The sequence below is a fragment of the Niveispirillum fermenti genome (genome assembly GCF_052474395.1).
The window spans coordinates 2688618-2702658 of the sequence record NZ_CP156681.1 but is presented as its reverse complement, the minus strand read 5'-3'; the positions used below and the strand labels follow the sequence as shown (position 1 = coordinate 2702658).

The window sequence follows — 14041 nt, the reverse complement described above, 5'->3', positions numbered from 1 at the left end:
GGGAGGGTCATGCCACCTGCTTCAGGCCGTGGGTCAGTGCGTCGAACGCTTTCCGGAAGCTTGGTGTCGCGGTATCCGCAGCCTCGAATTTAACATGGACCAGGTCACGTTCCTGTCCCAGGACGCGGAAGCGCATCGTCAGGCCGGGCAGGCGGGGCAGGGACAGGGTGCCTGTGCTGCCGACCGCGGGGGCCGGGCCATCCATCCGCAGCATGGCGCCGCCCTCCGAGATATTGACCAGCCGCGCCTTGGCGGACCCGCCCGGCTGTTCGATCAGGCCGCCTTCATCGACCATATAGCGCGGCTTGCGCCGACGGTCCGCCTCTTCCGTGCTGGTTCGGACGACGCGCACCAATACCCGGCGAAGCTCCTCGATGCTGCCGGCGACCTCCGCGGAGCCGGCCTTCACCCGGGAGGCCTGCTCGCCCGTGCGTTGAGCTTCATCGGACACGGCGGCGATATTGTTGGCCACGTGGCTGACGGCGGCGGAGGTGGCGGCAACATTGCGGCCGATTTCCTGCGTCGCGGCGGATTGCTCCTCGATGGCGGCGGCGATGGCGGCGGAGACATGGTCGATCTCGTCGATGGTTGATCCGATCTCCGACATGGCAGCCACCGCCTGACCCGTCACATTCTGGATTTCGGTGATCTGCCGGCCGATCTCCTCCGTGGAGCGGGCGGTCTGGGTGGCGAGGTTCTTCACCTCTCCCGCCACAACCGCGAACCCCTTGCCGGACTCCCCGGCCCGTGCGGCCTCGATCGTTGCATTGAGCGCCAGCAGGTTGGTCTGGCCGGCAATGTCGGAGATCATTTGCGCCACTTCGCCGATCCTGCCAACCGCATCGGACAAGGTGCGGATGGTGGCGGCCGCCTTGTCGCCCGTTTCCACCGCGCGGCGGGTTACCGTGCTGGAATGAACCACCTGGGTGGAAATCTCGCGGATGGAGCCGACAAGCTGCTCTGTGGCGCTGGCGACGGTCTGGGCCGTGGTCAGGGCTTCACGGGCGGAGTCGGCCACGTCCTGGGCGTTGGCACCGACCCGCCCGGCTGATCCGGCCATGCCTTCCGCCTCGCGGGCCATGCCGCCGGTCCGGGTGGCCACCTGTTCCACGGCGGCGCTGGCTTCCCGCTCCACCGTCTCGGCCATATGGACCAGCGCGTGTGACCGGGTGGCCTTTTCGGCCTCCGCGTAGGTTTCCAGCAACAATTCCAGGTCCAGCCAGACGATGCGGGTCAGTGCGTCCCGCATGGCGCGCCGGCGGGCCGATGCACCGCGGCCGAACAGGCCGTCGGAGCGGCCGTCATCGGTCAGGTCCAGCGCCTCCACAATCCCGTTCATCACGGTATTGTGGCAGATGGCTACGGCATAGCCTGGGACATTATTGTCGTAAAATGCCTGGGCAAGCCGTTTGGCCGATGACAGGAACTCCGCGTCCAGCCGGCCGGATACGGCCCGGGTCCAATGGGCCACGCGAACCGCATGGACATCGTCGCTGGCCAGGGCTGATTGTATTTCCGGCCATGCCGCAAAACGGGAATGCCACTGACGCAGCAGGCCGGGCAGCCGGGCCTGCGCGAAATCTGCCAGTTCCCCCGCCAGCGCCAGATCACGCTGCGTGATCTTGAAGACCGCGAGACGGCGGGCGTGGGCGTCCTGTTCATCAATGCCAAGTGCCATTGTCGTTCCTTTGTTATGAGCATATCCGCGCGACGTATGGTTGCCGGCATGAGCGTCGCTGGCGGTGGAACTCTGCGCCCATATGATCGATGGAAAATTCATGCTGATTGTGCGGTGCATCAATTCTGGAGCAAAATCGATCGGCGGGCAACATGCCCTGGTATTCCTTGGGCAAGATTTTGATCCGCGGGCGCCTGTCTGCTTGCCGGATCATGCCGGCCCCGTCATCGGGCAGACACAAAAGTGTTTTATTGTCCGGCACTTGCCTCGCACTGGCAGACCGGCCCCGACCATTGGTGCGATTGCGCGCAAGGGGCAGCGGGATTAGGTTGCCGCCACATGCCCGGCCAACCCCGCTGAAGGGGACGGGCGTTGATGACAAGGACCCAGACATGACTGAACCCACCCCCATCACCATCGCCCGCGGCGATGGTATCGGCCCCGAAATCATGGATGCCACCCTGGAAGTGCTGCAGGCTTCCGGAGCCAATCTCGCGGTCGAGGAAATCCAGATCGGCGAAAGCGTCTACAAGCGCGGCATCATGAACGGCATGGAGCCCAGCGCCTGGGAAAGCCTGCGCCGCACCAAGGTGTTCCTGAAGGCCCCCATCACGACGCCGCAGGGGGGCGGGTACAAATCGCTGAACGTCACCATCCGTGGTGCGCTGGGCCTTTACGCCAATATCCGGCCTTGCGTCTCCTATCACCCCTATGTCTCGACCAAGCACCCCACCATGGACGTGGTCATCGTGCGCGAGAACGAGGAAGACCTTTATGCCGGCATCGAATACCGCCAGACGCAGGAAGTGACGCAGGCCGTCAAGCTGATCACCCGTCCCGGTTCGGAAAAGATCATCCGCTACGCCTTTGAATATGCCCGCGCGAACCATCGCCGCAAGGTGACGGCCTTCGTGAAGGACAATATCATGAAGATCAGCGATGGCCTGTTCCATCGCACCTTCGATGAGATCGCGGCCGAATATCCCGATATCGAGCATGAAACCATGATCGTCGATATCGGCGCGGCCCGTCTGGCCGACACGCCCGAGCAGTTCGACGTCATCGTCACGCTGAACCTCTATGGCGACATCATCTCGGACATCGCGGCCCAGATCACGGGCTCGGTCGGTCTGGCCGGTTCGTCCAATATCGGCGACCAGTGCGCCATGTTCGAGGCCATCCACGGTTCAGCCCCCACCATCGCCGGCAAGGGCATCGCCAACCCGTCGGGCCTGATCCTGGCTTCGGTCATGATGCTGGTCCATATCGGCCAGGCGGAAGCGGCGGAGAAGATCCACAATGCCTGGCTGAAGATGATCGAGGACGGCATCCATACCGTCGATATCTTCAAGCGTGGTGTGTCAAAGGCCCGTGTCGGCACCCGCGACTTCGCCGCGAACCTGATCGACCGGCTGGGTGAGCGCCCCGTCCAGCTCACGCCTGCTTCATATCAGGTGGGCGAGAAGGCCAGCTTCGCGGGCATCGCGCTGAAGGATACCGTCCGGCAGGAAAAGAAGCTGATCGGCGTTGACCTGTTTCTGGATCACAAGGGCGGCACCGGCGACGACATGGCAGCCCGCGTGGCTGCGCTGATCGGGGATGACCTGAAACTGACCATGATTTCCAACCGGGGGCAGAAGGTCTGGCCGGACGGCGCGCCGGAGACCTTCTGCACCGACCATTGGCGTCTGCGGATGATGGGCGATGGCAAGAGCCCCGTCGATCCGGCGGCCATCGTCGCCACCCTGGGCCGCTTCACCCAGGCTGGGCTGGATGTGGTGCAGACGGCCAGCCTCTACAGCTTTGATGGGAGCAACGGCTTCTCCCTCGCGGCCGGGCAGTAAGGGCGGGGATCGGCCAAACGGGTGAGGGGCGGCATAGTCCGCCCCTCACTCTCGTATAGGTAAGGAAGTTACCCACAGGAATCCGTGGCCGCCCCCCTACCCAACGCGAATCAAATTTGGTAGGTTTGGAATCAAGCGGCCACCATATTTAGTGGCCATACAATGGATAAGACGTTAATTCGCAGGCAGATTGCAACTTGTTGCCTTCTGAAGGGTTAACGTTAATCCAAGCCGGTTATTGCCATACCAATAAGGGGATATGGAGCGTGGAAGCGACGGAAAGCACCTGGAGCGAAGAGCGCGTTGAAAAGCTGCGCCAGCTTTGGGGTCAAGGCATGAGTGCCAGCGAAATCGCCGAGCTGCTGGGCAATGTCACCCGCAACGCCGTTATCGGCAAGGCGCACCGGCTGGGGCTGTCGGGCCGGCCATCTCCCATCAAGAAAAAGCCGACCAAGGGCGCCACCATCCTGTCCCTGACCGAACGGATGTGCAAGTGGCCGGTCGGCGATCCGAAGTCGCCGGATTTCCATTTCTGTGGCAAGCCCTCGCTTAATGGCCTGCCTTATTGTGCCGAACACGCCGCTATCGCCTACCAACCCGCCCGCAAGCGGGAGGATGAGCGCAAGTTGGGCGTCGCCTGATCTTACGCCCCTGGCGGATTTCGAGAACCCCGGTGCCTTCGCGGTGCCGGGGTTTTTTTCTTGGCGCGCTATTGAAGGCCTTCCATCCGATACCAGTGCAAACGGATAGTTTCCAACAAATCAACTGCAAGGCTTAACCATATTAAATTATAGGTAATCTTGTCGAATGCATCCTGCTTCCAGTGAACGAGTGTCAGGGTGAGGGGGAGCACGTCATGATTGCCCGGTTTTCAGATATACCCGTTATTGGCAAGATGGGACTTGCCTTTGGTCTTCTGGTGACTGTTGTCACCGGTGCCGGTATCGGCATGAGCATGTTCATGCAGAATACGCACCAGGCCGTGGATCTGAATACGAACAGTTATCAGGTTCTGGACGAGGTTGGAAACCTCCAGCAGGCCATACAGCAGCAGGAATCGGCTCTTCGCGCTTTCCTGATCACCGGTGACAAGTCCTTCCTGGATACGGTGACGGAAGGTCAGAGCCGTTTCGCCGCCGCCATGTCGAGGGCCCGGCAATATAGCCGCGAGGGCGGGGTGCCGCAGGATCAGGTTTCTTTCCAGGTCGTGGAGGAAGCCGCCGCTGACTGGAAGCGAGAGGTTGCGGATAGGGAGATTGCCCTGGCCTCGCAGCCGGATGGGCTGGAGGCGGCACGCCAGATGGTGGCCAACCGGGCAAGCGCGCCGATCATCGAGCGTCTGCACCGTGAACTGAACACCATCGAAACGCGCGAGCGCGGCCGCCTGGAGCAGCGCTCCGCCATTGCCGATGAAGGCTTGCACGGGATCAATGCCGTGTTGTGGACGGGCGTCGGTGTCGCCGCGCTGGCTGCCCTCCTTTGCGCGCTGCTGCTGGCCAGGATCATTGTCACGCCCCTGAACCGCATCAGTCTGGCCATGGCCGAGCTGTCCGAAGGCCGGGCGACGGGACCGATGCGACTGGACCGCAAGGACGAGCTGGGCCGCATGGCGGCAGCCTTCGACCAGTTGCGCGAGACGGTTTCCCGCGCCTTTGCCCAGGCACAGATGATTGCTGACCTGCCGCTGGGGGTCATGACCTGCGACCCGTCCAACGATTTCAAGATCGATTACATGAACAAGCGGAGCCTGGAGGTCCTGAGGACCGTCGAGCATCTGCTGCCCTGCAAGGCCGACGAGCTGGCCGGCAAGTCCATCGACATCCTGCACCGCCACCCCGAGCATCAGCGCCGCATCCTGTCCAACCCCAATGCCCTGCCGCATCGGGCCAAGATCAAGCTGGGCAATGAGGTGATGGATTTGCGCGTCACCGCTATCCGCGACGATCAGGGACGCTATGTGGCCCCGATGCTCACCTGGTCGCTGATCACAAGGCAGGTCCAGTTGACAGACGATTTCGAGCGCAACGTCAAAAGCGTCGTCGATCTGGTCAGCCAGGCGGCGGAGGAGATGGCGCAGGCCGCCGATGCGTTGAGCCGCACGGCGACCGATGCCAACGGCCAGTCCACCGCCGTGGCCGCCGCCGCGGAAGAGGCCAGCACCAACGTCGCGGCCGTGGCCAGCGCCACGGAGGAACTGTCAGCGTCCATCCAGGAGATCGGCCGCCAGGCAGAGGTTTCGAACAACCGCACCAGCCAGGCGGTGACCGATGCCGCCAAGGCCGACCAGTTGATGAACCGCCTGGTGGAGGCCGCGCGGGAGGTGGGCGAGGTGGTGGACCTGATCACCGCCATTGCCAGCCAGACCAACCTGCTGGCCCTGAACGCCACCATCGAGGCCGCCCGTGCGGGGGAAGCCGGCAAGGGCTTTGCCGTGGTGGCATCGGAGGTGAAGGGGCTGGCGAACCAGACCGCCCAGGCCACCGACCGTATCCGGTCCAAGGTGGAGGAAATCCAGGGGGCGTCCAACAGCGCCGGTACCGCGCTGCGGGGGATCACCCAAGTCATCCGCGAAATCCACGAGACCGCTGCCGCCATCTCCGCAGCCGTGGAACAGCAGCAGGCCGCCACGCGGGAGATTGCCGGCAACATCACCCAGGCCGCCATCGGCACCCGTGACGTGACGGAACACATCACGGGTGTCACCCAGGCCACGGGTGAGACAGGATCGGCCGCCCAGCAGGTTCGCGGGTCTGCCGCCGAACTGAGCCAGGGGGCCGGACGGCTGGCGGTGCAGGTCGACAATTTCCTGCAGGAAGCGCGGGCGGCCTGACGGGACAATGTGCTGTGCCGGAGAGTTTTCCGGGGCCGTATCCGCCATGGATACGGCCCCGCCTTTTTGTGAAATCTCAGCCGATCAGATCCTGCTCATGGGAGCCGAAGAATTCATAGCTGATCCGGTCGGCGGCGACGCCGCCGGCCCGCAATCCGCGGATCATGCTGGCCATGAAGCCCTTGGGACCGCAGACCATGTAATGGGTGTCGGGCGACCGGGAGACAAGGGCGGCAGGATCGATGCGACCGGCATGGTCATAATCATGGCCCTGCACGTCACGCTCGCTCACCGTTTCATAGAAAATTCCGGCCGTGATGTTGGCATGCGTGGCTGCCAGCGTCCGCAGGCGCGGCCCGAATGCATGGTGGGCACGGTCGCGAACGGCGTGCATCACCCGCATCTGCCGGCGGTCGCCCCGTTCTGCCGCGTCTTCCAGAATGGACAGGAACGGGGTGATCCCGATACCTCCCGCCAGCAGGATCAGCGGCCGGCCATCATCCGGGGCCAGGAAATTGCCGGCGGGGGGTGCCACCTCCACGATGTCGCCCTCTGCCAGATGGCGATGGATGTACCCTGACCCAAGCCCGTGGGGAAGGCCGGCACCGGGCGCATCTTCGCGTTTCACGGAAATGCGGTAGCCGCCGGCACGCGGCGCATCCGACAGGCTGTAATGCCGCAACAGCGGTCCATGGCCGTCCACGGGCAGGCGCACAGTCAGATATTGTCCGGGACGGAAGGACAGGACGGCGCCCCCATCCTGCGGTTCCAGATACAGGCTGCGGACCGGGCCCCCCTCTTCCACGATTCGGGCCACGCGGAACGGCCGCCAGCCATACCACCCGCCCGGCGCGCCCGCATTATCGCGGTACCTGGCCTGTTCGACCTGCACGAAGATATCGCGCAAGGCAACCCAGGCTTCCGCCCAGGCCCCCATGATCGCGGGCGTGGCGGTCTCGCCCAGAATGTCCTGCACCGATTCCAGCAGGTTGGTGCCCACGATATCGTAATGGTGCGGCTGTACGCCAAGGGCCACATGCCGTTCCGCGATACGCTCCACCGCCGGTCCCAATGCAGGCAGATTGTCGATGTTGTCGGCATAGGCGGCTACAGCTGCCGCCAGGGCCCGGGCCTGGGTGCCATTGCGCTGGTGCGTGGGATCGAACAGGGCGCGGATGGCTGGTGCGCGCAGCAGCTTGTCATACATGTGCCGCGTAATGGTCTCGCCATGCCGGTGCATGACGGGGGCGGTGGCCTTTACGATGGCAATGGTTTCCTGGCTCAACATCGGGAACGCTCCGTTATAAAGATGTTTATGAAATACACCTTATCTTGGCTCGATGAATTTAAAGCAATATATATAATGCATCTTTTGGTCGGCCGGATTGTCGCATGGCAGGCGTCGGCCCATGGGCCTTGCCCTGCCGAGGCGTGGATGGCATGGGGAAGGGGGTGTGGAAGGAATGACGATGCGGCTGACCCGCTATACCGATTACGGCCTGCGTGTACTGCTTTACCTGGGCATGAAGCGCGAGGGGCTGGCCACCGTGCCGGAAATCGCGGCACGATACGGCATATCGGAGAATCACCTGACCAAGATCGTCCATGAACTGGGCCGGTTGGGTCATATCCGCACGGTTCGCGGACGCAATGGCGGTCTGGCCCTGGGACGGGAGCCGGCGGACATCAACCTGGGCACACTGGTCCGGCAGTTGGAATCCGACATGTCGCTGGTGGAATGCTTCGAGACGGGCAACACCTGTCCCATCACCAGCGATTGTCGCCTGCAAAAGGTACTGGGCCAGGCGTTGGCCGCCTTCCTGGCGGTGCTGGACGGGGTGACGCTGGCCGACCTGCTGGCGCGACCGGCCGGCATGATGCAGGTGCTGGGGCTGGAACCGGCGCCACCGGTTCCTTGACCTGCGGGCAGTACCTGCTCCGCTCCGGATTGGCCGGACCTGATGCGCAAAAGAAAACCCCGGCGCGTGTCATCCACGGCCGGGGCTCCTGAACTTCTTTTCTGACGTCCCTGTCGCGGGATCTTATCCTATTTTGCGGTGACCAGAACCAATTGGTTCTGGTCACCGCCCGCAAATGCCGGCACCAACATTCGTTGGCTTGGCTACGCCGCACGAGCGGCGCGGCGGCGGTCGCCGATACCAACAGTCAAATATTTCGACCGTTGTTATCACTTGGCGCGCGCGGCCTGCAGGTTCTCGTCCAGCTTGGCCAGGAAGTCCTGCGTGGTCAGCCACTTCTGGTCCGGGCCGATCAGGGTGGCTAGGTCCTTGGTCATGTAGCCGGCTTCAACCGTGTCCACGCAGACGCGCTCCAGCGTCTTGGCGAAATCCACCACGTCCGGCGTATCGTCGAACTTGCCGCGATAGGTCAGGCCCTGCGTCCAGGCGAAGATGCTGGCGATGGGGTTGGTTGAGGTGGGCTTGCCCTTCTGATGTTCCCGGTAATGGCGGGTCACGGTGCCATGGGCGGCTTCCGCCTCCACCGTCTTGCCGTCGGGGGTCATCAGGACGGAGGTCATCAGGCCGAGGCTGCCGAAGCCCTGCGCCACCAGATCGGACTGCACGTCGCCGTCATAGTTCTTGGCGGCCCACAGGAAGTTGCCAGACCACTTGAGCGCCGAGGCGACCATGTCATCGATCAGGCGGTGTTCGTAGGTGATGCCGGCTTGCGTGAACTTGTCGGCGAATTCCGTCTCGAACACTTCCTGGAACAGGTCCTTGAAGCGGCCATCATAGGCCTTCAGGATCGTGTTCTTGGTGGACAGATAGACCGGATAGCCGCGCAGCAGGCCGTAATTCATGCAGGCCCGGGCGAAACCGCGGATCGATTCGTCCACGTTGTACATGCCCATCGCCACGCCCGGCCCGTCGAAATCGAAGACCGTGTGGCGGATGTTGCTGGTGCCGTCCTTGCTGGTGAAGGTGATGGACAGGCGGCCGGCACCGGGAATGATGAAGTCCGTGGCCTTGTACTGGTCGCCGAAGGCATGGCGGCCGATGACGATCGGCTGCGTCCAGCCCGGCACCAGGCGCGGCACGTTCTTGCAGATGATGGGTTCACGGAACACCGTGCCGCCCAGGATGTTGCGGATGGTGCCGTTCGGCGAGCGCCACATCTGCTTCAGGTTGAATTCCGTCACCCGCGCTTCGTCGGGGGTGATGGTGGCGCACTTGACGCCAACGCCGTAGTGCTTGATGGCCTCGGCGGCTTCGACGGTGACCTTGTCGTCGGTGGCGTCACGATATTCGACGCCCAAGTCGTAGTATTTCAGATCCACGTCCAGGTACGGAAGGATCAGGCGGTCCTTGATGAACTGCCAGATCACGCGGGTCATTTCGTCGCCGTCGAGTTCCACGATCGGATTGACGACTTTGATCTTCGTCATGGAGGCGCTCTCCCATGGGTGAGGGGTGCCGGCGGCGATCCAGCGGCCGGTCCGGCGGTTGTCAATAAAGCCTATTCGCAAGCCGGTCGCAACCGGACCGGCCCTGGTAATTTTCGTATCGATCCGCGTGGCTGGGCTGCGGCATTGGCAATGCCCGGCCCCTTACATCTTTTCACTTTTGACTTTATGCGCCGCCTCCGTCAGGCGGGCAAGCAGGGGCGGCACCTCTTCCACGCTGTCGACCACGTGGTAGAGGCGATCCTCCGCGCCCGGCAGGTTGGGCTTGCGCATGAAACCCGTCAGCGTCATGTGGTCCAGCAGGGCCAGCAGCGGGTCCCAGAACCCGTCGATATTGACGATGATCACCGGCTTGCCATGCAGACGGAGCTGTCGCCAGGTGATGATCTCGAACATCTCATCCAGTGTGCCGATGCCGCCCGGCAGGATGACGAAGGCGTCGGACCGCTCCACCATCATCCGCTTGCGGGTGTGCATGCTCTCCACGACGATCAGTTCGGTCAGGCCCAGGTGATCGACCTCGTAGCGCTTGATGTGATCGGGGATGATGCCGGTGACCTTGGCACCGGCCGACAGGCCGGCATCGGCGACGATCCCCATCAGGCCGACCCGGCCACCGCCATAGACAAGGTCGAATCCGCTGCGGGCCAGCAGCGTACCGGTCTGGCGCGCGGCCTCCTTGAAACTGTCGGCAACGAAGTCGGAGGAACCGCAATAAACACAGACGCTACGGATGGACGACATGGTGGTGCTGCTTTCCTCTACAGACAATGCCGCGACCCCTTGGCAGCGGCTTGCAAATTGACCCCGACAGCGGGCACTCTGCTCGCGGTTGCGATCAGGATGCGCCATCGATCCCTTCGGCCCTACACCATCTGTTGACGGGACACAAGCGCACCCCATCTCACCCGATGGTGTTCCCGAGGCGGATCGGGCCGCCGTTACCCCCGGCCGGGCCGACCCACAGGGCGTCCGCGGCACCGCATGACGGAGGAGTTGAGTGATGAAGCATCGTTTCGGCACCATGGTGGCCGGCATTGTCGCAGCGGCCAGCCTGGCCGGTTTCGTGGCCGGCGCGCAGGCCCAGCAGGACCCGCTGGCCGTGGTGGAGGCCCGCAAGACCGAATTGAAGAAGGCCGGCGACGCCATGAAGGCCGCGGCCGGCTTTGTGCGCGACGGGCGCGGCACGGCGGCCGATGTGCAGGCCGCCGCCGCCACCATCGATGCCGTGGCGAAGGCATTCCCCGGCTGGTGGCCCGAGGGCACGGCCGCCGGTCTGGGCAAGAGCGAGGCGAAGCCCGGCATCTGGACCAACCCGGACGATTTCAAGGCCAAGACCACGGCGTTCCAGACTGAGGCGGCAGCCTTCGTCGTGGCGGCGGCCGGCGGCGACAAGGCGGCCATCGGGGACCAGGTCGGCAAGCTGGGGGGAAGCTGCAAGGCCTGCCACGACGCCTATCGCGAGTAATGTGCCGGCGCGGGCGGTCCTCCGCAATCCGGTAGGGGGCCGCCCGCGGTAGCATGAAGGCATGTGTCAAGGAGGCCGCAGGATGCGCAAGACGCTGGTTTGGGATCTGCCGACCCGCCTGTTCCACTGGTTGCTGGTGCTTTGCATCGCCGGCGCCTGGATCACGGGGGAGGAAGGGGCGTTCGACTGGCACATGCGCTTTGGCTATGCCGTCCTGGCGCTGGTCCTGTTCCGCCTGATCTGGGGGCTGGTCGGGTCCCAGACGGCGCGGTTCGCCAGCTTCGTGCGCGGTCCGTCGGCCATCATGGGGCACCTGCGGGAGTTGCGGGCGCCCGGTCGCCTGCCACCCCATGCCGGCCATAATCCGCTGGGTGCGCTGTCGGTGCTGGCGCTGCTGGCCGTGGTGGCGGTGCAGGCCGGGTCGGGCCTGTTCACCAGCGATGGCATCCTGACCGATGGCCCGCTGGTTCCCTATGTCACCGGGTCGGTGTCGTCGCTGATGCGCACCATCCACATGACCAATTTCGATATCCTGCTGATCATTGTCGGCCTGCATGTCGCGGCCATTCTGCTCTATGCGCTGTGGAAGCGGCTGGATCTGGTTCGGCCCATGGTGACGGGACGCATGAACCTGCCCGGGAACATTCCGGCTCCCCGGATCGTTTCGCTTGTACGGGCCGCGCTTGTCGCGGCAATATCCATTACCGCCATATGGGGACTGGTCAGCTTCGCCTGACCCTCGGGGCCTCTCTTCCCCCTTCCTTCACCCCCGCCCGGCAAGATCAAGGTGACCATGCCCGTGGACCGCAAGATTCTTATCCCCCTGGCCGCTCTTGCTGTTGTTGCCATCGGTGCCGTGGCATGGCAGATGCGACCGGCGGCGGATGGTCCCGCAGGCACACCGGCTGCGCAGGCGCCGGCTGCCCGATCCGTCAGCCTGCCTGCCTTCGATGTGGTCCGGGTGGAGGTGAACGGATCGGCCGTGATCGCCGGCCGGGCCCTGCCCGGGGCCACGGTGCGCATCCTGGATGGCGATACGCTGTTGGGCGGCGTCGTGGCCGATGGCAGGGGGGAATGGGTTTTCCTGCCGTCCGACCCGCTGGAACCCGGCGCACGGGAATTGCGGCTGGAGCAGGTGGCCACGGATGGCACCCTGACCAGGGGTGAGGCCACGGTCGTCCTGGCCGTGCCGGACCGTGACCGTGATCTGGCCGGTCGGCGTGCAGAGGGTGGGGCCCTTGCCGTGTTGTCCGACGGCGGTGGTAGCCGCGTGCTGCAGGCCCCGCGCTCGGGCGAGCAGGATGGTGCCCCGCGGCCTGCGGGCGAAGTGACAATCGATACGATCGATTATGATCGCGGCGGCAAGGTGACGGTGGGTGGCAAGGCCAAGCCGGGGACGGAGGTGATGCTCTATCTCCAGAACACGCTGATCGGCCGGACGACGGTGGGCGAAGACAGCCGCTGGGCCCTCACGCCGGAACGCGGGCTGGAGGATGGACAATACAGCCTGCGTGTCGATCAGGTCGGTCCCGACAGCAAGGTGGTCAGCCGGGCCGAGGTGAATTTTGACAAGAAGCCGATCCCCGAACAGGCATTGGCGGGTCGGGCCGTGGTCGTTGTGCCGGGTAACAATCTCTGGGCCATTGCCCGCCGCACCTATGGCGAAGGACTGCAATATACCGTCATCTTCGATGCCAATCAGGCCCAGATCCGCGACCCCGACCTAATCTATCCCGGTCAGATATTCCTGCTGCCATCTGGTGGATGATGGAATGGTGGCGTAGAGGGCAGGGGGCCTTCGGGTAAAGCCTGACACCAAATCTCGCTGATCGTGTTCGATCACCGCCCTCCTTTGCCGGCGCTGCCGTCTGGCAGCTTGGGCGACGCGGCACGTCCGGGTGGCGGCAGTCGCCGCCGAACAAGGTGCGGCCTATCCCTTTAATCCGTGCCACATTGTGACGTGGGCGATGCCCCCATCGTCATAAGGTGCGCCCATCGTGCGGAAACCGAAGCTTTCATAAAATCGGGCCAGATGCTGCTGCGCGCCGATGCGGATCGGCTGGCCGGGATGCTGCCCGGCCATGTGGCGCATACCCTCCGTCACCAGACGCCGTCCCAGCCCGCCCCCACGATGGGCAGGGGCGATGGCGATGCGGCCGAGGAAAGCCGGCTGCCCGGCATGGGGTCCGCAGGCGCGCAGATAACCGGCAATGCGGCCATCGGTGTCCCAGGCCAGCAGGTGATCGCAGGCCGGGTCCAGCCCGTCCAGGTCCGGATAGGCGGAATTCTGTTCCACGATGAAGATGTCCTGCCGGAATCGTAGCATGTCGTACAAGGACAGGGCATCGAAGCCGTCGAACCCCTGCCAGTGGAACCGCACCACCGGTTGCGTCATCGCCGCGAGCCCAGCAGCACGGCCAGTTTCTCCCGCAGGCCGATCACGGTCACGGGCTTGGCGATGAAAGCGTTCACGCCCAGGTCGCGGGCCTTCAGCACCATGTCCTTCTGCGCGTGGTTGGTCAGGAAGATGACAGGGGTGCGGCGGCCCAGTTCCTCCTGCTGCCGCAGATTCTGCAGGAAGGTGAGCCCATCCATGGGCGCCATCTCGATATCGCAGATGATGATGTCGGGCTTGCGCTCCAGTGCCAGGCCGAGCCCGGTCGTCCCTTCATCCGCTTCCCATATCTGATTGAATTCCAACTGCTTCAGAATGCGGGACACGACCGTCCGGATGAAGGCCTGGTCCTCCACGATCAGGGCGTTCATCCGGCTGAAGGTGACATAGACCGACATGAGC

Annotated in this window: 13 protein-coding genes; 7 read left to right on the top strand and 6 right to left on the bottom strand. The window is 64.0% G+C overall.

The window, feature by feature from the left end:
• Positions 1-7 precede the first annotated feature (7 nt).
• The gene (locus ABC728_RS23730; protein WP_416619947.1) at positions 8-1678 is read right to left on the bottom strand and encodes a methyl-accepting chemotaxis protein; all 1671 of its coding nucleotides are present in this window, start codon (positions 1676-1678) and stop codon (positions 8-10) included.
• 392 nt (positions 1679-2070) lie between these two features.
• Between ABC728_RS23730 and ABC728_RS23725 the strand changes: the two genes are divergently transcribed.
• From ABC728_RS23725 to ABC728_RS23715, 3 genes are all read left to right on the top strand, one after another.
• The gene (locus ABC728_RS23725) at positions 2071-3522 is read left to right on the top strand and encodes an NADP-dependent isocitrate dehydrogenase (RefSeq protein ID WP_416619946.1); all 1452 of its coding nucleotides are present in this window, start codon (positions 2071-2073) and stop codon (positions 3520-3522) included.
• 335 nt (positions 3523-3857) lie between these two features.
• On the top strand, positions 3858-4163 hold the full coding sequence (locus ABC728_RS23720; protein WP_445376665.1) for a GcrA family cell cycle regulator: 306 nt from the start codon (positions 3858-3860) through the stop codon (positions 4161-4163).
• A 320-nt stretch (positions 4164-4483) separates the two neighbouring features.
• Entirely contained in the window at positions 4484-6352 is a 1869-nt protein-coding gene (locus ABC728_RS23715) for a methyl-accepting chemotaxis protein (RefSeq protein ID WP_416619944.1), read from the top strand.
• Between the two features lie 76 nt (positions 6353-6428).
• Here ABC728_RS23715 and hmpA read toward each other — a convergent pair whose 3' ends face one another.
• A complete protein-coding gene (hmpA, locus tag ABC728_RS23710; protein ID WP_416619943.1) occupies positions 6429-7640 on the bottom strand; it encodes an NO-inducible flavohemoprotein in 1212 nt (403 codons plus the stop codon).
• A 175-nt stretch (positions 7641-7815) separates the two neighbouring features.
• Here hmpA and ABC728_RS23705 point away from each other — a divergent pair, with 175 nt between their 5' ends.
• Complete coding sequence (locus ABC728_RS23705; protein WP_416619942.1) at positions 7816-8271, top strand: RrF2 family transcriptional regulator; 456 nt, start codon at positions 7816-7818, stop codon at positions 8269-8271.
• Positions 8272-8540: 269 nt separating this feature from the next.
• Here the strand turns inward: ABC728_RS23705 and ABC728_RS23700 are convergent, their stop codons facing one another.
• Together ABC728_RS23700 and ABC728_RS23695 are read right to left on the bottom strand one after the other, a co-directional pair.
• A complete protein-coding gene (locus tag ABC728_RS23700) occupies positions 8541-9758 on the bottom strand; it encodes an NADP-dependent isocitrate dehydrogenase (RefSeq protein WP_416619941.1) in 1218 nt (405 codons plus the stop codon).
• 162 nt (positions 9759-9920) lie between these two features.
• Positions 9921-10520 (bottom strand): LOG family protein, encoded by a 600-nt coding sequence (locus tag ABC728_RS23695; RefSeq protein ID WP_416619940.1) that lies wholly within the window; start codon positions 10518-10520, stop codon positions 9921-9923.
• A 259-nt stretch (positions 10521-10779) separates the two neighbouring features.
• Here ABC728_RS23695 and ABC728_RS23690 point away from each other — a divergent pair, with 259 nt between their 5' ends.
• From ABC728_RS23690 to ABC728_RS23680, 3 genes are all read left to right on the top strand, one after another.
• A complete protein-coding gene (locus ABC728_RS23690) occupies positions 10780-11244 on the top strand; it encodes a c-type cytochrome (RefSeq protein ID WP_416619939.1) in 465 nt (154 codons plus the stop codon).
• 82 nt (positions 11245-11326) lie between these two features.
• Positions 11327-11980, top strand: coding sequence for a cytochrome b/b6 domain-containing protein (locus ABC728_RS23685; protein ID WP_416619938.1), 654 nt, complete (start codon positions 11327-11329; stop codon positions 11978-11980).
• Between the two features lie 57 nt (positions 11981-12037).
• Positions 12038-13012 (top strand): LysM peptidoglycan-binding domain-containing protein, encoded by a 975-nt coding sequence (locus tag ABC728_RS23680; RefSeq protein ID WP_445376664.1) that lies wholly within the window; start codon positions 12038-12040, stop codon positions 13010-13012.
• Between the two features lie 162 nt (positions 13013-13174).
• On the opposite strand, the gene ABC728_RS23675 is transcribed toward ABC728_RS23680, so the two are convergent.
• A complete protein-coding gene (locus ABC728_RS23675; RefSeq protein ID WP_416619936.1) occupies positions 13175-13639 on the bottom strand; it encodes a GNAT family N-acetyltransferase in 465 nt (154 codons plus the stop codon).
• Positions 13636-14037 (bottom strand): response regulator, encoded by a 402-nt coding sequence (locus tag ABC728_RS23670; protein ID WP_416619935.1) that lies wholly within the window; start codon positions 14035-14037, stop codon positions 13636-13638. The genes ABC728_RS23675 and ABC728_RS23670 overlap by 4 nt, the downstream gene beginning before the upstream one ends.
• Positions 14038-14041 lie beyond the last annotated feature (4 nt).